The organism is Aliivibrio kagoshimensis (assembly GCF_050337105.1).
Classification (GTDB): domain Bacteria; phylum Pseudomonadota; class Gammaproteobacteria; order Enterobacterales; family Vibrionaceae; genus Aliivibrio_A; species Aliivibrio_A kagoshimensis.
This window is the reverse complement of the sequence record NZ_JAKJSQ010000042.1, coordinates 1-20260: the sequence shown is the minus strand read 5'-3', so window position 1 is coordinate 20260 and position 20260 is coordinate 1. Positions and strand designations below refer to the sequence as shown.

At 40.9% G+C, this 20260-nt stretch carries 21 protein-coding genes and 1 pseudogene; 13 read left to right on the top strand and 9 right to left on the bottom strand.

Annotated features, from left to right (window positions below; genetic code table 11):
• Nucleotides 1-79 precede the first annotated feature (79 nt).
• Nucleotides 80-865, bottom strand: coding sequence for a DNA-binding transcriptional regulator KdgR (gene kdgR, locus L4C32_RS13770; protein WP_428197458.1), 786 nt, complete (start codon nt 863-865; stop codon nt 80-82).
• 254 nt (nt 866-1119) lie between these two features.
• Here kdgR and kduD point away from each other — a divergent pair, with 254 nt between their 5' ends.
• The 4 genes from kduD (at nt 1120) to L4C32_RS13750 (ending at nt 4087) form a co-directional block, all read left to right on the top strand.
• Entirely contained in the window at nt 1120-1881 is a 762-nt protein-coding gene (gene kduD / locus L4C32_RS13765) for a 2-dehydro-3-deoxy-D-gluconate 5-dehydrogenase KduD (protein WP_428197457.1), read from the top strand.
• Nucleotides 1882-1993: 112 nt separating this feature from the next.
• A complete protein-coding gene (gene kdgK, locus L4C32_RS13760) occupies nt 1994-2923 on the top strand; it encodes a 2-dehydro-3-deoxygluconokinase (RefSeq protein WP_428197456.1) in 930 nt (309 codons plus the stop codon).
• 11 nt (nt 2924-2934) lie between these two features.
• Nucleotides 2935-3558 (top strand): bifunctional 4-hydroxy-2-oxoglutarate aldolase/2-dehydro-3-deoxy-phosphogluconate aldolase, encoded by a 624-nt coding sequence (locus L4C32_RS13755; protein WP_428197455.1) that lies wholly within the window; start codon nt 2935-2937, stop codon nt 3556-3558.
• 58 nt (nt 3559-3616) lie between these two features.
• Complete coding sequence (locus L4C32_RS13750) at nt 3617-4087, top strand: NanQ anomerase/TabA/YiaL family protein (protein WP_428197454.1); 471 nt, start codon at nt 3617-3619, stop codon at nt 4085-4087.
• A 107-nt stretch (nt 4088-4194) separates the two neighbouring features.
• Here L4C32_RS13750 and L4C32_RS13745 read toward each other — a convergent pair whose 3' ends face one another.
• From L4C32_RS13745 to kduI, 5 genes are all read right to left on the bottom strand, one after another.
• The gene (locus L4C32_RS13745; protein WP_428197453.1) at nt 4195-4965 is read right to left on the bottom strand and encodes an IclR family transcriptional regulator; all 771 of its coding nucleotides are present in this window, start codon (nt 4963-4965) and stop codon (nt 4195-4197) included.
• Between the two features lie 113 nt (nt 4966-5078).
• Nucleotides 5079-6386 (bottom strand): TRAP transporter large permease, encoded by a 1308-nt coding sequence (locus tag L4C32_RS13740; protein ID WP_428197452.1) that lies wholly within the window; start codon nt 6384-6386, stop codon nt 5079-5081.
• Between the two features lie 14 nt (nt 6387-6400).
• On the bottom strand, nt 6401-6910 hold the full coding sequence (locus tag L4C32_RS13735) for a TRAP transporter small permease (protein WP_428197451.1): 510 nt from the start codon (nt 6908-6910) through the stop codon (nt 6401-6403).
• A gap of 60 nt (nt 6911-6970) precedes the next feature.
• Nucleotides 6971-7960: a TRAP transporter substrate-binding protein gene (locus L4C32_RS13730; RefSeq protein WP_428197450.1), complete on the bottom strand. Its 990-nt coding sequence runs from the start codon at nt 7958-7960 to the stop codon at nt 6971-6973.
• Between the two features lie 29 nt (nt 7961-7989).
• The gene (kduI, locus tag L4C32_RS13725; protein ID WP_428197449.1) at nt 7990-8829 is read right to left on the bottom strand and encodes a 5-dehydro-4-deoxy-D-glucuronate isomerase; all 840 of its coding nucleotides are present in this window, start codon (nt 8827-8829) and stop codon (nt 7990-7992) included.
• Nucleotides 8830-9240: 411 nt separating this feature from the next.
• On the opposite strand from kduI, the gene L4C32_RS13720 reads away from it, so the two are divergent.
• Nucleotides 9241-10254 carry a hypothetical protein gene (locus tag L4C32_RS13720; RefSeq protein WP_428197448.1) on the top strand — a complete coding sequence of 338 codons (1014 nt, stop codon included), beginning with the start codon at nt 9241-9243 and terminating at the stop codon, nt 10252-10254.
• On the opposite strand, the gene L4C32_RS13715 is transcribed toward L4C32_RS13720, so the two are convergent.
• Together L4C32_RS13715 and dgt are read right to left on the bottom strand one after the other, a co-directional pair.
• A complete protein-coding gene (locus L4C32_RS13715) occupies nt 10241-11101 on the bottom strand; it encodes a glycerol kinase (protein WP_428197447.1) in 861 nt (286 codons plus the stop codon). The genes L4C32_RS13720 and L4C32_RS13715 overlap by 14 nt on opposite strands.
• A gap of 53 nt (nt 11102-11154) precedes the next feature.
• Nucleotides 11155-12636: a dGTPase gene (dgt, locus tag L4C32_RS13710; RefSeq protein ID WP_428197446.1), complete on the bottom strand. Its 1482-nt coding sequence runs from the start codon at nt 12634-12636 to the stop codon at nt 11155-11157.
• 171 nt (nt 12637-12807) lie between these two features.
• Here dgt and L4C32_RS13705 point away from each other — a divergent pair, with 171 nt between their 5' ends.
• The 8 genes from L4C32_RS13705 (at nt 12808) to L4C32_RS13670 (ending at nt 19451) form a co-directional block, all read left to right on the top strand.
• Nucleotides 12808-13308 (top strand): P-loop nucleotide/nucleoside kinase family protein, encoded by a 501-nt coding sequence (locus L4C32_RS13705; RefSeq protein ID WP_428197445.1) that lies wholly within the window; start codon nt 12808-12810, stop codon nt 13306-13308.
• A gap of 204 nt (nt 13309-13512) precedes the next feature.
• Nucleotides 13513-14175: a 2OG-Fe dioxygenase family protein gene (locus L4C32_RS13700; RefSeq protein ID WP_428197444.1), complete on the top strand. Its 663-nt coding sequence runs from the start codon at nt 13513-13515 to the stop codon at nt 14173-14175.
• Entirely contained in the window at nt 14159-15391 is a 1233-nt protein-coding gene (locus L4C32_RS13695) for a cysteine desulfurase-like protein (RefSeq protein ID WP_428197443.1), read from the top strand. Before L4C32_RS13700 ends, L4C32_RS13695 begins: the two co-directional genes overlap by 17 nt.
• A gap of 102 nt (nt 15392-15493) precedes the next feature.
• Nucleotides 15494-16039, top strand: a complete 546-nt coding sequence (locus L4C32_RS13690; RefSeq protein WP_428197442.1) for a YaeQ family protein — start codon at nt 15494-15496, stop codon at nt 16037-16039.
• An 88-nt stretch (nt 16040-16127) separates the two neighbouring features.
• Nucleotides 16128-16883 (top strand): DUF2884 family protein, encoded by a 756-nt coding sequence (locus tag L4C32_RS13685; protein WP_428197441.1) that lies wholly within the window; start codon nt 16128-16130, stop codon nt 16881-16883.
• Between the two features lie 119 nt (nt 16884-17002).
• A complete protein-coding gene (locus L4C32_RS13680; protein WP_428197440.1) occupies nt 17003-17509 on the top strand; it encodes a hypothetical protein in 507 nt (168 codons plus the stop codon).
• A 97-nt stretch (nt 17510-17606) separates the two neighbouring features.
• Nucleotides 17607-17897: a glutaredoxin domain-containing protein gene (locus tag L4C32_RS13675; RefSeq protein ID WP_428197439.1), complete on the top strand. Its 291-nt coding sequence runs from the start codon at nt 17607-17609 to the stop codon at nt 17895-17897.
• Nucleotides 17898-18161: 264 nt separating this feature from the next.
• The gene (locus L4C32_RS13670) at nt 18162-19451 is read left to right on the top strand and encodes an L-cysteine desulfidase family protein (protein WP_428197438.1); all 1290 of its coding nucleotides are present in this window, start codon (nt 18162-18164) and stop codon (nt 19449-19451) included.
• Between the two features lie 46 nt (nt 19452-19497).
• On the opposite strand, the pseudogene L4C32_RS13665 reads toward L4C32_RS13670, so the two are convergent.
• Nucleotides 19498-20230, bottom strand: a pseudogene (locus tag L4C32_RS13665) (tyrosine-type recombinase/integrase).
• Nucleotides 20231-20260: the final 30 nt, after the last annotated feature.

Here is a 20260-nt window from a genome sequence, read left to right as displayed (position 1 = left end):
GCATAAATGAAACTCTTGTGTAAGCATTTAGTGGCTATTTAACGTGCTTCTAAACGAATACCAACTGTTTAAATCTATCTTACTTAAGCAGATAGTTATTATAACCTAGCTGCTCTGAGATGTTCTTTCCTGCTTTATGTAGTAATCCGACATAATATGACATCCGTTTTTCATCAAAACGGATGGTTGGAAATGAAATGGAAAGCCCCGCAATTACACAGCCAAAACGGTCATAAATAGGTGCAGCAATGCAACGAAGACCGGGTTCTTGCTCTTCATTGTCTTCCGCAAAGTGTTGCTCGCGTACAAGGGCCAGTTCAGCAAGAAGCTGCTCTTCATTTTCAAGGGTCTTGTCTGTATGTTTGATAAATTCCACATCAGATAAAATTTGGTGAATAAAGTCATTTTCTCGCTGAGCCAGCAATACTTTGCCTATCGCGGTGCTGTATAGCGGATTGCGGCGTCCAATACGCGATTGCATGCGCAGATTATAATTCGAATCAATCTTATGAATATAAATTATTGCGTTTTCATCTAATGCACCAAGGTGTAGTGCCTCATTAGTTTGCTCAGAAATATTACGCATTTCTTTATCAGCTAAGGTAATTAAGTCTACGTATTCAAGAGATTTTGCACCAAGTTCGAATAACTTTAATGTAAGTGAATATTTATCTGCCTCCTCTTCTTGAGTGATATACCCTAAGGTTTTCATTGTTTGTAAGAATCGATATGTCGTTGCTTTAGACATCATTAAGCGCTGAGAAAGCTCTGAAACACCAATTTCTTTTTGTTCCCCTAATGCCTGAAGAATACTAAATACTTTTAAAACTGACGACACTGACTCTGGTTGAGTTGGCTTTTCCATTATCCTACCTTGTTTCTTTCTTATTAACTTGCAGTATACCTTGAGTGACTTGTGCATCCAATATTTTCAAAAACCTTTTTTAAAAATATTGAATTACACTCAAGGAACTCGTCAAGGAAAAGAAAATATATATTTTTGAAACGTCATTTTAAAAAAATATATACAATGGTTCTTCTTGTTGGTATATTCCATGTGTACAGTGATCATGCTTATGAAAGTAAACACTAAATAACACAACATTTAAGGAGAAATATATGATTCTTGATTCATTTAACCTGCAAGGAAAAGTAGCAGTAGTGACAGGGTGCGATACTGGATTAGGTCAAGGTATGGCTTTAGGTTTAGCAAGTGCCGGTTGTGATATTGTTGGTGTGAACATTGCCGAGCCAACAGAAACGAAGTTAAAGATAGAAGAAACAGGTAAAAAATTCATTGATATCCGTGCTAACCTAATGAAACTAGATGATATTCCTTCGATCGTGGATCGTGCAGTGTCTGAACTTGGCCGCATTGATATCTTAGTGAACAATGCGGGTATTATTCGTCGCAACGATGCAATAGAGTTTTCAGAGCAAGATTGGGATGATGTAATGGACATTAATGTGAAATCTATGTTCTTTTTGTCTCAAGCCGTCGCTAAACAATTTATTGAGCAAGGTGAAGGTGGAAAAATTATAAATATCGCATCTATGCTTTCTTTCCAAGGTGGAATTCGTGTGCCTTCTTACACTGCATCTAAGAGTGCAGTGATGGGGGTAACTCGTCTAATGGCTAATGAGTGGGCGAAACACAACATTAATGTTAATGCTATTGCTCCTGGATATATGGCGACAAACAATACTATTGCACTGCGCGCTGATGAAAGTCGTAATAAAGAGATTATTGACCGTATTCCTGCCGCACGTTGGGGTGAGCCAGAAGATTTAGCGGGCCCATGTGTCTTCTTAGCGTCAAGTGCTGCGAACTACATCAATGGTTACACTATTGCTGTTGATGGTGGTTGGTTATCACGTTAATTTTCACTCTCAATAGATCAAGGGCATTATTTGTTTGATTTCTGCTTTATTGATTTGTATTGAGCTAATTAAAGCTAGCCAAATGGTTAGCTTTTTTAAAAGGGAATGTTCCATGGACGTAATTAATCGTGTTGCCGTTATTGGTGAATGCATGGTGGAGTTGAAAAAGAATAAAAACTCGATAGTACAGAGTTTTGGTGGGGACACATTAAATACAGCTGTGTATTTATCTCGATTGACCCAGAAAAAAGGCATCACTACATCTTATGTGACAGGGTTAGGTACAGACCCATTTAGTCGTGAAATGCTGGCTTCGTGGCAAGATGAATCAATTAATACAGAGATGGTTTATATCTCACAAGATAAATTGCCAGGGATGTATGCGATTGAAACGACGGTAGATGGTGAGCGTAGCTTTTTTTATTGGAGAGATGATTCTGCAGCAAAATATTGGTTATGTGATAGAGAAACGTCTGCACTCGTGAATAAACTGTGTGAGCATCAAATGGTGTATTTAAGTGGGATCAGTTTGGCTATTTTGTCTGATGATTGCCGCCAAAAATTACTTGAACTACTTACTCTCTGCCGTGAAAACGGGGTGAAAATTGTATTTGATAATAACTACCGACCTGCGCTGTGGAAAGATAATGTTGTCGCTCAAACAATATACAAACAAATGCTATCAATCACGGACATAGCCTTTTTAACGTTTGATGATGAACAGTTATTGTATGGCGATACAACAGAGCAACAAACAATCAACCGAACCAAAGCGCTTGGTGTCAGTGAAATTGTCATTAAGCGAGGTGGGGAAGAATGTTTTGTCATTGTGGCTGAGCAATGTGAGGCAATTGCTTCCGCTACAGTACACAATATTATTGACACAACGGCTGCTGGAGATTCATTTAGTGCGGGGTACTTAGCTAAGCGCATTATGGGTGGAACAATAGAGCAATCCGCACTTGCAGGTCACACTTTAGCGGGAACGGTAATTCAACATAACGGCGCGATCATTTCTTGCGATATCATGCCAACTATTTAAAGGGTACTTATATGAAAACATTAAACCAGAGATTGTCTGAGATTCAAATCATCCCAGTTATTGCAATCAAAGATGCGTCAAAGGCCGTAAAACTCGCACAAGTTCTCATTGAAAATGGTCTACCGTGTGCTGAAATTACCTTTCGTACGGAGCATGCGGTACAAGCCATTAAAAATATGCGCGAAGCCTATCCTGACATGCTAATTGGTGCAGGAACAATATTAAACAGTGAGCAAGTTGACCAATCCATTAATGCTGGTGTAGATTTCGTTGTGAGCCCTGGTTTTAACCCAGAAACCGTAAAATACTGCCAACAGCGTGGCGTTGTAATTATTCCTGGAATCAATACCCCAAGTCTTGTAGAACAAGCAATGTCGATGGGTTTAACGACCCTTAAATTTTTCCCAGCAGAGCCTTCTGGTGGCACTGTGATGCTAAAAGCACTCTCTGCGGTTTACCCTGTGAAATTTATGCCAACAGGTGGTGTTAATCGAGCTAACGTAAATGACTATTTGTCGATTCCATCTGTCTTGGCATGTGGCGGAACGTGGATGGTACCAAACAACCTTATTGAAGAAGAAAAATGGGATGAGCTGGCTCTACTGGTCGCTGAAGTGGCCAATATTATTCAGTAAAAACAATGTAAATGAGCACACCTTCTCATAATATGAAGGGTGCCTTAAAGGTAATTTTATGCTATTTGGTAATATTGATCAGTTAGATTTAGTCCCTTATATATCAACCAGACTTCGCTCACTTATCATTGAAGCAGTAACATTGGCACAGAAAAATGAAGAAGATGGTAAGTATCCTTTAAGTAAAGAAGACGTATTTGTCATGTTGGTGTCTACACAGACTGAGCCTTTGGAAGAAAAGGTTGCAGAAATTCATAAACACTATATTGATGTGCAGATACTGCTAAGCGGTGCTGAGCGATTGGGTTACTCGAATAATCTAAATAACGTTCATGCATCCTTAACTGAGCTTGAGAACGACGTATTATTTGTTGATGAAGTACAACATGAAAACTTTGTCGACTTACATTCAGGTGACTTTGTTGTGTTTTATCCAAATCAGATTCATCGCCCACTTTGTGCAATTACCGAAGCTTCATCTATTCGAAAAGCAGTGCTAAAGATTCCTTTTGAATTTTTAAATTCGTAATAACAGTGATAATAATTAATCAAAAATACCTATCGCTCCTGATGGGTATTTTTAAACATAATACAAAGCAACTTAAGCTCGCTTGATGTAAATGTAGAGTGCATAACTTAGGTTACTGGATTTTGCTTTAATTTTGTCACCGCTTTTAAAAGTTCAATCCGTGCATGTTCAAGATCTTCGATGTGATGATGTACGGTTGCGGAATTTAATGTCATATATGGAATCGTCAATACGGCCATTACATCGCCTTGTACTCCCAAAATAGGAACACTGATATTGGTCACTCCAGATATTTGAGGGCTTAACCCTGAAAAATAGCCATTACTAACGGTTTTTTCTCTGTGCGCTAAGGTACTTTCAATTTCATCTTTTGTAGCATCGCATTTTTTAAGAATTGCTTGTCTTTTTAGCTCACTACTAAAACTGAGTAACGCAACACCTGATCCCGAAGCACATATATCCAAAGAAGCCCCGAGCCGAAGACCGAATCCCATTTTATATGGACTCTCTGAACGGGCAATTACGATGAGTTCACCATTTTCATAACGACTTAAGTGGCAAGACTGATTTAACTTAAGACTCAGTTCTTCCATTAGAGGTTGAGCGCGCTTGAGCAACTGCGCAATTGGAGGGTGCTGGTTTGACAAGGCAAACATTTTTAATGTTAATGAATATAACGAGCTTTCAGTATCGAATTCAAGGTACTGTTTATCGACCAAAACGGACAGCATACGAAAGATTTCGTTGATACTTCGAGCTAACTTTTCTGCTATTTGTTTTTTAGATTGAGGCTCTTCTTCCTCTGCTAAAAGTTCAAGAATTTCAAGTCCTTTTTCAAGTGCAGGAGCCCGGTATTCAGTTTTTTTTTCTTTTGTCATTCTTATAAGTACTTATTGAGTTGCTAGGGAAGGTGTTACTATTATTTATTGAATATCCAGCCCAGTCCTTTTAAAAAAGAAAGCTCCGTGTTGATGAAGCTTTCTCACAATTGCTATTTAATTAGTCCCATCATTTCAGGGATTGTCATTGATATTGCTGGTATAAAGGTAACCAACATTAACACGACAAAAATAACAAAGAAAAATGGAAGTAGGGTTTTAATTACTTCATCGATACTAATACCACTTACTTTACATCCAGTAAACAATATCGGACCGACAGGCGGTGTTATGGTACCTAATGATAGGTTAAATACCAATAAAATACCAAACTGAACCGGATCCATACCTAAATTCATGCAGATTGGAAGAAATATGGGGGTGAAAATCAACACGGCTGGTGTTGGATCCATAAATGTACCAATAAACAGCAGTATTACATTGATAATTAACAAGATGATAATTGGATTACTGGTCAGAGATAATAAAAAGTCAGCAATCATGCCTGGGATTTGAGTGAATGCCATCACCCATGACATAATGGATGAAGTTGCCAACATGAATATCACAATGGCAGACATTTTTGCTGTGCTCAAGAAAATTTCAGGGATTTTTCTGATATCTAAAGCTCGATATCCTATGCTCAATATCAAAGCATATACGACCGCAATAGCAGATGCTTCCGTTGCAGTAAATACACCACCTAAAATACCGCCAATAACAATGATAATTAGAGAAAGACTCGGAATTGCGTCTACTGTTACTTTTACACAATCAGTCAGTGACATCGAGTGGTTGGCAGTATAGCCTCGGCGCTTCGCCATGATACCCGCCACAATCATCACACCTAATCCCCATAATATACCTGGAATATACCCCCCCATAAACAGTGCCGTAACCGAGACACTTCCCGCAACAGTGGCATAGACTATTAGTGTATTACTAGGCGGAATAAGCATACCTGTTGGGGCTGATGCGATATTTACCGCAGTACTAAAAGCGGGGTCATAGCCCTCTTTTTTCTGGATAGGGGACATAATACCGCCAACAGCGGCAGCTGAAGCTACTCCTGAACCGCTGATAGAGCCAAATAACATATTTGACACCACATTTGTCTGCGCTAAAGAACCAGGAAGAAAACCACTGATAATCTTAGAAAAATTAATAAGTCGAATGGCAATACCTCCATTATTCATAATATTACCTGCTAATATGAAGAATGGAATTGCCAATAAAGCGAATGAATCTAATCCAACAAATAGGCGCTGAGCTGAAGTAACCATCGCTCCGTGAGCGGGTAAAATAGAAAGCATTGCTGCGAACGAAGAAATCCCTACACTGATACTAATAGGTGCACCGATAACAAGAAAAAATACGGTACCGCTAAACAATATTAATGCGGCTAAAGTTGCTGCATCCATGATAAATCCCTTTATTATAATTGTTTTAGACGACGTAACAGGTTAAGTTCCTGGTACAAAAAATAGAATATGATCAGACCACCGCTGATTGGGATAGCAGAATAAATGACTCCCATTGGCACTTGTAGTGCAGAGTCAAGTTGCCACATTTGACGAGCCGCACTGTTGTATCCGCCAATAATCATTACCGATAGTGCAAACACTGCTGTCGACAATTCGATAAACATATCTAAATAGATCTGTGTTTTTTCTGTAAACTTCAATTTGACGAATGAAATCGCCATATGTTCTCGGAGGCCAAAAACATAAGCACTACCAATAAGAATTAACCAGATAAAACCATATCGAGACAACACTTCACTCACGGCGCTAGGGCTATCAAAAAGATAGCGAACTACGACCTGATAGGTCACCAGGGTTGTCATCGCACCAATAATAAAAATCAAAACGGCTGAAATTGCTCGGTCAACCCAATATTTAATGGTATCAATTTTATCAAAAAAACTATTTTTGTTTTTAGACATAATAAAAATCCTAGAAAGCCGGTGTAAGATTTATGATCATTACTCCGGCTTATTTTATACTTAAGACATGTTCACTATCTTCTTAAATAGTGTTTTTTGTTCAGGTGTTTCAATAAGTTCATCTTGCAGTTTTTGGCAACTTTTCTGAAAAGGCTTGATGTCTACTTCTGTAAAAGTAGCCCCTTTATCTCTCGCACTCTTCTTAGCACTCTCAATTCGTTCGTTCCATATTTTGAACTCAACGGGTGTGCTCTCTTTTGCCAGTCTTCTTAATGTTGCTTGATCTTCTTTAGACATAGTTGAAGTGAAGGCACTGCTCACAACAAGAAGATCTGGCACCATTAGGTGACGAGTTGCGGAGAAATATGGCGCAACCTCATACTGTTTCAAATCCGCATATGTGATTTCATTATTTTCTGCACCATCTAATACACCTTGCTGTACTGCAGAATAAACCTCACCTTGGCTCATCGGAACACCAGTACCACCCATACAATCAAGCATTTTGATCATTGTGTCTGATTGCATTACTCGAATCTTTTGTCCTTGCATGTCAGCAATGTTTTTTACCGGAGCATCCTTTGTGTACATGCTACGGGCTCCAGCGGTATAGGCTGTTAATACTTCAAAACCAAACTTCTGGGTTGATGAAAACAATGTATCTAATTCACCAGAGGTGAATACATTTTCTTGATGTTCAGAACCATTGTATATATATGGCATACCGATTACTCGAAATGTCTTATCGTAGTTTTCAATGAGTGGGTTTGCCACCATCGCCATCTGAATAGCACCATTTTGTACAAGCTCAAGTGCTGCTCGTTGATCTCCTAACAAAGCATTAGGGTAGAGTGTTAATTTATAACGACCATCTGTTTCTGCACTTAATTTTTTGCTAAACTCTTGTAGTGCAAGAAATTGTGGGTGTTTGTCTGATTGATTAAATGCAGTTTTGATTTCGGTTGCTGCTGTAGCAATTGTTGAAAAGCTCAAAGTGCTCCCTATTGCAGCTGCAATTACTGCCATTTTTAGTATTTTAGTTGTAAACATGTGTTATCTCCGTTATTGGTACAGGTTAATTAACGTATAGAATTCATATCAATAAAGTCCATATCATCGAAAGTTTGGTTTTCACCCAGCATGCCCCAAATAAAGCTATAATTTTGCGTCCCACAGCCTGAGTGGATAGACCAGCTTGGTGAAAGAACCAGTTGTTTGTTGCGTACAATGATATGACGTGTCTCTGTCGGTTCACCCATAAAGTGAAAAACGACTTGAGAGGGTTTTACATTAAAATAGAGGTAAGCCTCCATTCTTCTTTCGTGAGTATGTGCGGGCATGGTGTTCCATACACTGCCAGCTTGCAGGTGTGTAATACCCAAACATAACTGACATGTAGGCAATACTTCTGGGTGCAAGTACTGATTAATGACTCGCGCATTTGCATTTTCGGCAGATCCTAATTCTACCTTTTTAGCCTCACCTTGAAGGATCAGGCGTGACGGGTATGTATGATGCGCAGGTGCACTCAGGCAATATAGAGACGAAGGTTTCTCAGCATCAAGAGATTCGAATTCAATATCTTGTTCCCCCATGCCTAAATAAAGTGCATCAAGATATTCCAGTTGATAGCAATGACCTTTACATCGAATTTCTGCTTTACCACCTAAATTGACAATGCCAAGTTCACGTCTTTGTAGAAAGTAGTCCGTTCCGAATGCTTTCTTGTCTACATATTCATCCAGACTTAAAGGTTTGTTACTAGGACATACGCCAATGGCTACTACACGGTCAATGTGGCTGTATACAATATTGACCCCATCTGTGGTAAAAAGATTTTCTGTTAAAAACTCGCTTCGTAAACGGTCGGTTTCGTAAGATTTGGCGTCGACGGGGTTGTTGTTGTAATTGATAAACATATTAGTACTCCTGTTTGATGGATAAAGTCTACATAATTTTCATATGCGATCAACGCTACTCATATATAAATAATTTGTGGCGTGATTCACATCTCAATTTTTTTGAACCGGCGTTTAGTTTTTGTGAGATAAGAAAGGATGTTAAAAATATTTATATTGATAAATGATAAAAACCAGAAGATAAAACGGTCAGGATTTTTCTGTCTGTAGACGATTTTGTTTCTAGTTGATTGAGAAAATTCAGAGATATTTGGTATATAATACGTAGTTAAGGCTAATTTAAGTGTTGTTAACAAGCCTGTAATTTCGGTTAAATCATTAGTAAAATAGCATTGTTAGTGATGTGTGGTTTAATCATCTGCGTATTTGGTAAACGGCTTTTAGTTTTTAATAGAGCGATACAATAAATTTATGAAACGCCTTACTCCTGAACAACGTGAACAGATCCCCTTAATGGATATTCCTTTTCAGCACAAAGATCAATGCTGGTTTTGTGGTGAGCCAGTATTTAAAGCGATCACCTTTATATCTAACTCAAGCTTTCAAGTTGAACTGCCGGCGGTAAAAGTGCCTAGCTGTGAAGAGTGCTATGGGGTGGGTAAGTCAGAGCGCTTGCCCTATATCGAGCTATTACGGGACTTAGTGAAAGACAAAATTACTCAGAAGCATCACAAGTCCTTGGCTATCGGCGGTAACTGGACCAAACAAGAGCTTGAAGAGTCTGAATTTACCGGCGCAGCTCTAGAGGGCTTCAAACGCAGTGGTTGGATGATGTATGAGATAACCAAAGCACGAGTGAATTTTCCGGGTTGGCCGATTTGTATTGATGGTGTTGAAACCGGTCAAGGACACATGGAGGCGGAGGTTAAATTTGATGGTATTGTTTATCCAAATTTAAGCAGTGCCATTCGCAGTATTGGTAAAACCTATTCTCTAGATCGTGGTTACTTCGCCCAAGTACTGGAGCTGATTGGTACCGACAGAATGACCTATGCGATTGGATTTTGCCGAACCACCACCATGGATGGTCCGCGAGCAAGAGAAGAGCACCTTAACAGTTTGCGAGAGCTGCTTGAAGAGGAGGAGCAAGCTGAAGCGGAGCATCAACAAGCGAGGGAACTACAACAAGAGAAGCTGGATTTTGTCGCCACTCGTCAACTGTTACTGGATGATGTTCAAGGGCTAACGCTTTACCGAACCCTCATTTACCCTGAAGCGATTTTGTGGGCTTTGAATCACGGTATTGAAACCTTAGCCCAACTAGATAAGGCGGAAGACCATTTTTTTGATGCGTTTTCTGATGAATCTGACATCGCGGCGTTTACCCAGTTTAATGGATTACAGATCTACCTTGAAGAGAGAGAAAATAACCCTCAGTGGGCAAACTGTGAAGACCCCAATCGACGTTGGTTTAGTAAGCTTTAATCCCAAAAGCATGTAGCTTAATTCGTAGATGATAATCGAGGTTCTGTACCTCATTATCATCAAGCTCAATCAAATTGAACTGATATTTCTGGTAGATGCGTTGTTTACACTGCTGTTTTTCACTGTCTGCATCGGCGGCTAAGTACTCAATATAGATTTTCCCAGCGGGCAAATAGAAGTCGCACACTGCCTCCTCTTCTACGGGCAGTTTTCTCTCATAAGCATGAACAAGACCTGCCATGTATAACCAGTTGTCGATCAGCATTTCAGCTTTAGAACGGACGTAATGGCCATCGGTGGTACGGTGTTTGGCTTCAAACTTCTGCCGAAAACTGGATATCGAGTTATCGGTAGACTGCTGTTCGGCGCCCTTACCCAGTAGTGCTCTGACAGACTGTTTCAGTGATGAGTTAACCATCACCTCCTCAGCCCATAAAACAAAAGAGCTGGCGGATTTACTGTTCTCTTTTTGCACACCACCGGCGCGTCGTCCTGCATCCGTGATAGTCCAGCCCTGTTCGGCTCTATCTATCCAGCCCAGTTCGTTTAGAATTTGATTCACTTTCGCAGGGGCAAGCGTAAAGCGTTCACCCATCGCGGTTGCCGTAAGCAGAGCTGAGGTGGATTGAGGAGGTGCCGTCGCTGCTACCGTTTCAGGCCACACAATGTACTGACCAAATTTTTCACTTTCGCGATACTCTCCACCTAACGCACTTCCTTTGTCCGTCAATTGCCAATGATCATCATGTCGAATAATGAGACCTTCAAGGCTCAACGCTTCAAACAGAGACTTAACCGATTGTTCGCGCTTTTTGGCCAGCGCGGAGGTGGACATTTTTGTCGACATACATTTTTTGCTCAGTAGAGGTTAGTAACCTGCAAAGGATGACTCTATTTGTGTTAATTCACAACCATTAACAATCGATATTCGTCTAAAGCGTATTGATCTGTCATACCGCTAATATAATCTTGTATTAATCTGCAACGATAGTAGAACTCCAGTTGATCTGAGTCTAAAGCTGGTGGGCAGTTAGTGATGGCACTTTGATAGGCTTTCAGGTGTTTATTGGAGAGTTTTTTAAACAGTCTAGACTCATACAGAGGGGTGTTCTTTTCACCATCGATGATCTGTTTGAACTCTGCTTTGCTGATCTGTAAAAGGGGTTTATAACACTCAAGTAGGCCAGTGATGATTCGGTAGCCTTTGAGCTCACTGGCTTCCACCTCTTTATGATTAAACACGTGTTTTTTTGCGACATTTTTCAGTGTTTGAGATAAGGCATGAGCCAAACTGTTATCTTCAAGTAGCGCTTGATTAAAGGTCCCGTGATACACCGCCTCAATATTATCAATAAAGCGTTGGCTTGCGTGTTCCACTAACCGGTGATTCAACTTAACTCGCAGCTCAATAAAATATTGGCTGGTTTTACAGATCATCTCATTGTCCGCTTTTTTTGTTGCCGCTCTTAATACCCGTTCCATGACTTGGGTTTCGGCTGTGCTAGTTAAACCATACTCTACGCAGAGCTGTTGAAACTCTTCAAGTAGGGCTTTACTGAGTTGTTCAATAGTAAGAATGCTTTTTTCTACGGCATCTTCGATGTCAGCAATGCCATAAGAGATATCATCAGCCGCTTCCATAATGTAAGAGATTGGATGACGACAGCCGGCCCCAATAGAGAGTGACGTTCTTAACTGATCAATATAGGTTTGTTCGCTAAAGTAGTAGCCCACTTTTTTCTTTAAATAATGTTTTGAATGCGGATGGTTGTTCTGTTTCTCAACGGAAGTAGGAGCATGCTCTGTCCCTTCTCGGGTGTATTTCATAATGCCAGCAGTCTGGGCATAAGTCAGATTAAGGTTTAACAGCGTATAAGTAAGGCGAATCGCCTGTGCATTGCCCTCAAATTGGGTGATGTCGCGGTGAAGTTGTTCATTCAGGGTCACCGTAGGAAGCAGAGTGGTAATGTTTTTAATAAACCAATCATTGATCGCCTGTTCGCCAAAGTGACCAAAGGGTGGATTACCAATATCATGCATTAAACAGGACATCTCAACCAAGCTTTCAAGTTGGCGTTCAAGTCCGTCTAACCCATAATTTTTGGCCGCGCTGCCCAGATTTCGGAAGATAGTCTGCACAATAAAGCGGCCTACCTGCTGTACTTCAAGGGAGTGGGTTAACCGGCTGCGTACTGCCGCATTTCTCTCCAGTGGAAAAACTTGGGTCTTTTGCTGCAATCGGCGGATGGCGGCGGAGTTGATGATCCTGCCTCGATCACTCTCATAGGCAAACTGAATCGTATCTAATGTAGCGGGAGAATCCCTTTTACTCTCAAGGGGTCTATTTCTGGTGATCTTGTGTTTAAAATCGATGTCATTCATAGAGTTACTCCCAATACTGTTATTTCTACGATAACAAAAACATCCGGTTGTTGCGAGTTAAGTTCTGCTTGCTCGATAAACCCTAAAGGGATCACTAACAGTTGCTTATTCCTTTGCTAAGCTTATTAGTAATTCTTACGTTACCTTATTTTAGATATTATGGAATCAAATATGAAAACAGGCTGTGTTCATATCATTTATGGGCCGATTGGTTCAGGAAAAACGACGTTAGCGCTTGAAAAATCTCGATATCATAAGGTGGTTAAATTTTCATCGGATAAGTGGTTTAGAAACCTCTACATGGATGATATGCATGGTATTGCTGATATGGGCTGGGTAAAAGAGCGGATAGCGCGCTGTGAATTTCAAATTTGGCATGTGGCTAAGCAATCTTTAGATATGGGAGCAGATGTTATTTTTGATTTTGGGTTGGCAAAGAAATCCGACCGAATGCGATTGTACGATGAGTGCCAACGCCTCAATTATCGCTGTCGATTTTACTACTTATCAGCCGATGTAGAGGTTAGACGTGATCGAGTCGTAAAACGAAATCAAGGGCTGTGCGAGGCATTTGAATTTGTTGTTTCTCCTGAAATGTTCGAGGCGACCAATAGGATGTTTGAAGAGCCAGATGAGCAGGAATTACGATTTACTAAAATATTAAACACATGAACATCAATAAGTTAATATCACCTCTAGTGCGTGCAACTGCTTTTCACATAACCAAAGCTCGAATATTGGTTATTATCACTGTATTTTTTCAATAAATTAGAGTTATACCCTTAATTTGTCGAACTTAATGAATTAATTATTTGTTTTGCTTGAATTTGCAGCATAAATGAATAACCTAGTATGTAACGAACTTGTTAAAGGGATATGACAATGCACGCTTCACAAGATCTTACCTTACAAATTACGAATCTGAGCTCACAGGCCGTTAACGACCTTTCTGGCTCATTCAATGCTTTGCCTGAAACTGAGCATGCCGACGGTAAATATCGTCTTCGTCGTTATTCCATTGTAAAACTTTCTGATGGCGGATTGGAGCATTTGGCAACGCGTGAATTTGTGCAGTCAGAAGAGGTGAATCATTTTCAAGGAGACGTACTTCGTCAATTTGAAGCGATTGAAGATCAAATCATTCACAGTGATGGGATGTTAGAGATGTGTAAGCTCTTTAAAAATGCCAGTCAGATCTCCAGTGAACAAGCCATTGAAATCCACCAAATGCGTGTGACGGCCATTTACGAAGAGACGAAAGTTTCCCCTGAAGGCATTCATCAAGATGGTTTTGATCATGTCGCTGTTGTGGGCATTGATCGTCATAACATAACGGGTGGTGACTTTATGATTTATAACGATAATAACGAAGCTCCCTTCCTGCGAAAAGTGTTGAATACAGGGGAAGTGGCGTTAATTAACGATAATATCCTCTGGCACAATGCGAAACCTATTTCGGCAGTAAAACCCAATGAGCAAGGTCATATGGATGTGTTCGTACTCACCACTAAGGAAGCGGTTCATGAACTTCACGCTTGAAGCAATACGTCAGCAGTTCCCTGCCTTGCAACAGAGAATCGATGACCAACCGGTTTACTTCTTTGATGGGCCTGGAGGTTCTCAGGTACCACACTCTGTGTTGAGTGCGATGACGGATTATTTAGGTCGATACAACTCTAATCTAGGTGGGGCATTCTTCTCCAGTTATGAAACGGTGTCAGTAATGGCTCAAGCGAGAGAGTCGGTTCAAGCACTTTTGAATGCACCCAGCAGTGACAACATTGTGTTTGGGGCAAACATGACCTCATTAACCTTCCAGTTGAGCCGAGCGATCAGTCGTAATTGGACAGAGAACGACGAGGTGGTTGTCACAGCATTAGACCACTACTCGAATGTATCGTCATGGCAGCAGGCCGCAGAAGATAAAGGGGCAACGGTCCATCAAGCGAGAGTCAATGAGAGTGACTGCACCTTAGATTACACACACTTACTATCGCTGATTAATCATAATACCAAGTTAGTAGCGGTGACATACGCGTCGAATACTACGGGATCTCTGGTTGACGTAAAAAAGGTAATAGACGCCGCGCACCAAGTGGGCGCGATGGTCTATGTTGATGCCGTGCATTACGCCCCTCACGGTCTACTCGATGTACAGCAGCTAGAATGTGACTTTCTTGCCTGCTCAGCCTATAAATTTTTCGGCCCTCATGTTGGTATCGCGTATGTTGCACCACAATGGTTACAAGCCTTAAGCCCTTATAAAGTAGAACCAGCAACCAACATCGGCCCTGGACGATTTGAAACCGGAACCCAAAGTTTTGAAGCTTTGTCAGGCGTAGTGGCGGCGGTTGAGTACCTTGCCCAGCTGGGTGAATCGACACTGACTCTTCGAGAGCGTTTACAACAGAGTTTTTTGCAATACCAACAGCATGAAGCGACATTAAGCCGCTACTTTCTATCTAAGGTAAAAACGCAAAGTAAGATAACCGTATTCGGCATATCTGATGAAGACCGTGTGGCTGAACGAACCCCAACGTTTGCTATTCAAATAGAGGGGACGACACCTGCAGATGTTGCTGCAGTGTTGGGCAAGCAGCAGATGTGTGTATGGAATGGGCACTTCTATGCAATCGGCTTATGCCAGCAGCTTGGTGTGCTAGATCAAGGGGGAGTGATACGTATTGGCTTTATGCATTACAACAGTGTGCAGGAGATAGACCAACTTTTCATCGCACTAGAACCCTTTCTTTAATTAGATACTATTTACTCAATACCATCCTAAGCCTCTGTCCTAGAGGCTTTTTGCCCATATTTAGGTTACACTCTTGGAAAATCTTAATCTGGAATTGCAGTTATGGCATTAAAAGCCACTATATATAAAGCGAATGTAAACGTTGCGGACATGGATCGTAATGTCTATATGGATGAAACATTAACCATTGCAAGACATCCTTCTGAAACCGCACAACGTATGATGCTGCGAGTTCTGGCTTGGGTACTCAATGCCGATGAACACATCAGCTTTACAAAAGGGTTAAGTGCAGACGATGAACCTGAGCTGTGGATTAAAAATTACAGCAATGAGATTGAGTTATGGATTGATCTGGGTATGCCAGATGAGAAAAGATTGAAAAAGGCGTGTGGCCGTTCTAAGCAGGTATTGTTATACGTATATGGCGATCGTGCATCCAGTGTCTGGTGGCAGCAAAATCAGCAGAAATTGTCACAGCTCAGCAATTTAACCGTGGTCTCCATAGAAGATGACTCATTGGCTGAGTTAACTGCATTTGAAGATCGGGCGATGAACTTGCAGTTTAGTCTACAAGATGGACAGGTGTGGCTGACGGCTGACTCAGGAAGCTGTTGTATTACCCCTGTCACGCTTCAGGGCGTAGAGTAAGCATGACATCAGCCTGACAATAACGTTTTTCTAATAGGTAAAGTAAGCGGTGTAACCCGTGGATAGTAAGGTTTAAAAGGACATTACAATGAAAAAAATACTGACTTTAGCCATGTTATTAAGTGCCAGTACGGTACAGGCTGACTCATTGGGTGAGAGTTGCCCTATTGATATTAAAAATGAGGTGCATGTCTCCTCCCAGCAGATGTCTGTGTATCAGCATGGCGAAGCAAAAGTGGTCATTGATGATAACAACGATGTTTATGTCAATGGTGAAAAACTCAGCTTAGACAGTGCTCAACAAAATGCGCTTGATTCTTATCACAGTAATGTCGATAAATACTTACCTAAAGTGGTTGCCATTGCAGACGATGGGGTTGATGTTGCGAAAGAGATTTTTGATGATGTTGTCGCCAAGTTCGATTCTGAAGCGTCATTCTCAGCCGCTAAAGAGAAAATCGCACAGTTGGGTGATGAGATCCATAATGAGTTTTATAATAATGACGACTTTGTCTTAAAAGCTGATGCATTCAAAGATGTTGTGACAACAGGTCGCTCAAAATTAGAAACCGCGATGGAGAGCATGAATACGGAATTCATGGCCGGAGCTTTTCATGCTTTTACTGAGAAGATGAGTCAAGAGGGTGGACTGAACTTTACTGAGCTGCAAGAAAAGGTTGCGGAATTACAAAGTAGCATCAAAGCGAAAGTGAAAGAGCATCAAGGTGAGTTCAAACAGCAAGGTGAGCAGTACTGCGACTCTGTTAAAGCGTTAGCCGAAGAAGAGAAGCAGTTACACCGTACTATTCCTGAACTAGAGAATTACCCTGTATTTTCTATTTAACATTCTATTCATAAAAAATATAGGAAATCCTGTTCACATAGTGTCATAATTATTAATAGCGAGAGTGTCTATGCACCCTCGCTTTTTTATCGATATTATTTTCAACAGGGAAGATTAGAATGAAAATCGTAGCCATATTGTTAGTAAGTTGTTTCTTTAGTGCAGCGGTTAGCGCGGAGAAGTTGAGTTATGAAGAAGCGGAAGCGTGCTTTGATTTGTCTGATGAGATTGATGAATCCAGTGATTACTTAGATGAACTATCTGATAGTATTGATAGTGCAGAATCAAGAATAGACAGTTTAGATGAGAGCTTAACCTGGGCTGAGGCTGCTGCCAATATTGCAGAAGCAACCTATGATAACTGCACCACTAATTGCAACTACTATTACAACAACTACAGCCAACAAATCGATAACTACAACTCAATTATTGATAGAAGAAAACGCATTTATAACAGTTACTCGAACGATTTTGATCGCTATGAGCGACTTGAAGATAACTATAACGATGAAATTGATGAATATAATGACTACTGTGCAAAAGTAACGGTGTCCAATGATACCTTCGAGCGTTTATGTAAAGGGTCATCCGCTCGACGTAACGGTTTTTGTAAAGGCTTTGATTAATTGAGATGTTGATTATTTATTAGGGAAAAGGACTTTTCTATTTACTCAAACGGTTCTTTTCTTTAATGTTAACAGCACTCAAAAAAAGGAATGCTCAATGCCACTAAGTAAATACTCAAATCTGATTATTACCCAACCAAACTGTCCATTTTGTGTGAAAGCCAAAGCCATTCTTGATGAACGAGGTACTGAATATACGGCCTTATCATTAGGCACTGATCTGGCTAAAGAAGACATGGTCGACTATGTAGAAACCGTTGCCAACGTTCGTGTTAACACGGTACCTCAAATTTTTCTCGATGGAACCTACATTGGTGGTCATGATGATTTAGTGGCTTTTTTAGAGCGACAAACTGACCTTGATGATTTGAACGACTTCGAATTATGATTGTAAAAACAGGCCACGCAATGTGGCCTGTTTTGTTTTCGCAGGCTTAAATGACAACACCCTCATCTCCTTAGAAAAATATCTTGCACCACCTCAGCAACTTCAAAGTGTAATTATTCTCCACTATCAAAAAAGTCAAGAAATTTTTTCTATTTCAGCGTCAATCATGAGTAAATAATAGAAGGTTTTACCCCAGAGAACGGAGTAATCTAATGCTATAAAAACAAGTGGTTATCGCACGAATTAAATATGAAGGTGTACGTAATGAATACTCAGTTATGGAATGGTTTTGTTGATGTGGTAAAGCAAGAAGTGGTCCCTGCTTTGGGGTGTACTGAGCCTGTGTCAGTCGCTTTAGCAGCCGCGATAGCCAACACGAAATTATCGGGTGCTGTAAAGCGTATTTGTGTGCAAGTATCACCAAATCTCATGAAAAACGGTATGGGTGTTGGCGTTCCCGGTACTGGTATGGTTGGTTTGCCTATCGCAGCGGCAGTCGGCGCGATTGCTGGCGATGCTAGCGCGAGCCTTGAAGTATTAAAAAACATTAATAAACAAGATGTTGATCAGGCATCTACACTCATTGATGCAGGATGTGTCGACATCTCAGTCGCCGACGTCAGCAATATTCTTTACGCCAAAGTGTCTCTACATAGCGATGATGAGTACGTCACTGTGACGATAGCCGATAGTCATACCCATGTGATTGCCATCGAAGAGAACGGTATCACCACCTTTATTGCTGATAGCAAGTTGGATGACAATACGGTTAAATCCGATAAGCCTTTCGAACATGCGTTGCTGGAGGATATTTATGATTTTTCACTCAATGCGCCCTTGAGTGATATCCAATTTATTGAAGACGCGTATTCGTTGAATGAGGCGCTATCCATTGAAGGGTTAACAGGCACTTATGGGTTACAGATTGGAGCGATGTTTCAGCGAAATGTAGACAGAGGCTTACTCTCTGGTGGTTTGTTAACGGATGTGCTTCGCCGCACCTCTGCCGCTTCAGATGCCCGAATGGATGGGGCAATGAAGCCCGCAATGAGTAACTCGGGGTCAGGCAACCAAGGCATAGCAGCCACCATGCCAGTGGTGGTGGTGGCTGAGTTTTTAAAAGTCGACCGTGAGCAGTTAGTCAGAGCGTTGATGCTGTCTCACTTAACCGCCATCTACATTAAAAGCCATCAACATAAACTCTCTGCATTGTGCGGTGCAACCACTGCCTCTATGGGAGCCGTTGCCGGAATGACATGGCTGCTAGGTGGTAAACTCGAACAAGTAAACAGCGCGATTTGTAGCATGATTGGCGATATCGCAGGGATCATTTGTGATGGTGCAAAAACCAGTTGCGCAATGAAAGTCTCTTCATCAGCAGGCGCGGCAGTAAAAGCGGCGTTAATGGCGCTGGATGGGGTACGAGTAACAGCCAGTGAAGGGATCGTTGCTGATGATGCCGATGCGTCGATTCGAAACTTGTCCGCCTTAGCCAATGGCTCGATGACTCAAACCGATGTGCAGATTTTAGACATCATGGTGAAAAAGGCGTAATAAACAGTCTGAGGCTGGTGCAATGAACTCTTCGCCAATATGGTCGCTATTTTTCGAGCAGATCTAGAGGGCTTTGCACCCCATCCGCCCCCATATTGAGAACATGGGTATAGATTTGTGTCGTTCTCACATCACTGTGTCCAAGTTGAGCCTGAATGGTTCGTATATAAGCACCTCTTTGTAATAAGTGGGTAGCAAAAGAATGTCTTAACGTATGGCAACTAATTTGTTTTTTTATTCCTATTCTATTTTTGGCTCGCTTTAGTGCTTTTTGAATGCCTGTTGGGTCAAGGTGATGCCGGCGATAAGCTCCGTCATTTGGATCTTGTGATAATCGACCTGAAGGGAAAAGATAGTGCCATTGAAAATCCATTGGTGCCGATGGATATTTTCATTTCCCTCCTTTGGAATCCCAAACTTCAATGCCAAAAAAGTCAAAATCGATGTCTTTTATTCGTAAGCGCAACACCTCTCTTTTTCGTAATCCGCTGCCATACATTAACTGAGCCATTAGTAAGTGTGGAGATGACAGAACAGAGAGTAATCTAGAAACCTCTTCTTTTGTTAACACAACGGGAAGCTTCGGCTGCCGCTGGCTTTTTCGGAAGTTTAACTCAAGTGACAATGGCCTTTTAATTATCATGCACCTCTTTTGGGTGTTTCTTATGATGAAATAAAATGTAGCGCTTAATCCACTGTAAATAATTTTTAATAGTAGATTGCCTAAAACGTTTTAATCGCATCGTTTCTTCAATAAAGCCTAGATAAGGAGAGCTCATAAATATGTTCCATTTACTGTGTGTTTGTAC

Bases quoted from the DNA above. Each gene is read 5' to 3' on its own strand.
- kdgR (WP_428197458.1), bottom strand. From the start codon at position 865: ATGGAAAAGCCAACTCAACCAGAGTCAGTGTCGTCAGTTTTAAAAGTA.
- kduD (WP_428197457.1), top strand. From the start codon at position 1,120: ATGATTCTTGATTCATTTAACCTGCAAGGAAAAGTAGCAGTAGTGACA.
- kdgK (WP_428197456.1), top strand. From the start codon at position 1,994: ATGGACGTAATTAATCGTGTTGCCGTTATTGGTGAATGCATGGTGGAG.
- L4C32_RS13755 (WP_428197455.1), top strand. From the start codon at position 2,935: ATGAAAACATTAAACCAGAGATTGTCTGAGATTCAAATCATCCCAGTT.
- L4C32_RS13750 (WP_428197454.1), top strand. From the start codon at position 3,617: ATGCTATTTGGTAATATTGATCAGTTAGATTTAGTCCCTTATATATCA.
- L4C32_RS13745 (WP_428197453.1), bottom strand. From the start codon at position 4,965: ATGACAAAAGAAAAAAAAACTGAATACCGGGCTCCTGCACTTGAAAAA.
- L4C32_RS13740 (WP_428197452.1), bottom strand. From the start codon at position 6,386: ATGGATGCAGCAACTTTAGCCGCATTAATATTGTTTAGCGGTACCGTA.
- L4C32_RS13735 (WP_428197451.1), bottom strand. From the start codon at position 6,910: ATGTCTAAAAACAAAAATAGTTTTTTTGATAAAATTGATACCATTAAA.
- L4C32_RS13730 (WP_428197450.1), bottom strand. From the start codon at position 7,960: ATGTTTACAACTAAAATACTAAAAATGGCAGTAATTGCAGCTGCAATA.
- kduI (WP_428197449.1), bottom strand. From the start codon at position 8,829: ATGTTTATCAATTACAACAACAACCCCGTCGACGCCAAATCTTACGAA.
- L4C32_RS13720 (WP_428197448.1), top strand. From the start codon at position 9,241: ATGAAACGCCTTACTCCTGAACAACGTGAACAGATCCCCTTAATGGAT.
- L4C32_RS13715 (WP_428197447.1), bottom strand. From the start codon at position 11,101: ATGTCGACAAAAATGTCCACCTCCGCGCTGGCCAAAAAGCGCGAACAA.
- dgt (WP_428197446.1), bottom strand. From the start codon at position 12,636: ATGAATGACATCGATTTTAAACACAAGATCACCAGAAATAGACCCCTT.
- L4C32_RS13705 (WP_428197445.1), top strand. From the start codon at position 12,808: ATGAAAACAGGCTGTGTTCATATCATTTATGGGCCGATTGGTTCAGGA.
- L4C32_RS13700 (WP_428197444.1), top strand. From the start codon at position 13,513: ATGACAATGCACGCTTCACAAGATCTTACCTTACAAATTACGAATCTG.
- L4C32_RS13695 (WP_428197443.1), top strand. From the start codon at position 14,159: ATGAACTTCACGCTTGAAGCAATACGTCAGCAGTTCCCTGCCTTGCAA.
- L4C32_RS13690 (WP_428197442.1), top strand. From the start codon at position 15,494: ATGGCATTAAAAGCCACTATATATAAAGCGAATGTAAACGTTGCGGAC.
- L4C32_RS13685 (WP_428197441.1), top strand. From the start codon at position 16,128: ATGAAAAAAATACTGACTTTAGCCATGTTATTAAGTGCCAGTACGGTA.
- L4C32_RS13680 (WP_428197440.1), top strand. From the start codon at position 17,003: ATGAAAATCGTAGCCATATTGTTAGTAAGTTGTTTCTTTAGTGCAGCG.
- L4C32_RS13675 (WP_428197439.1), top strand. From the start codon at position 17,607: ATGCCACTAAGTAAATACTCAAATCTGATTATTACCCAACCAAACTGT.
- L4C32_RS13670 (WP_428197438.1), top strand. From the start codon at position 18,162: ATGAATACTCAGTTATGGAATGGTTTTGTTGATGTGGTAAAGCAAGAA.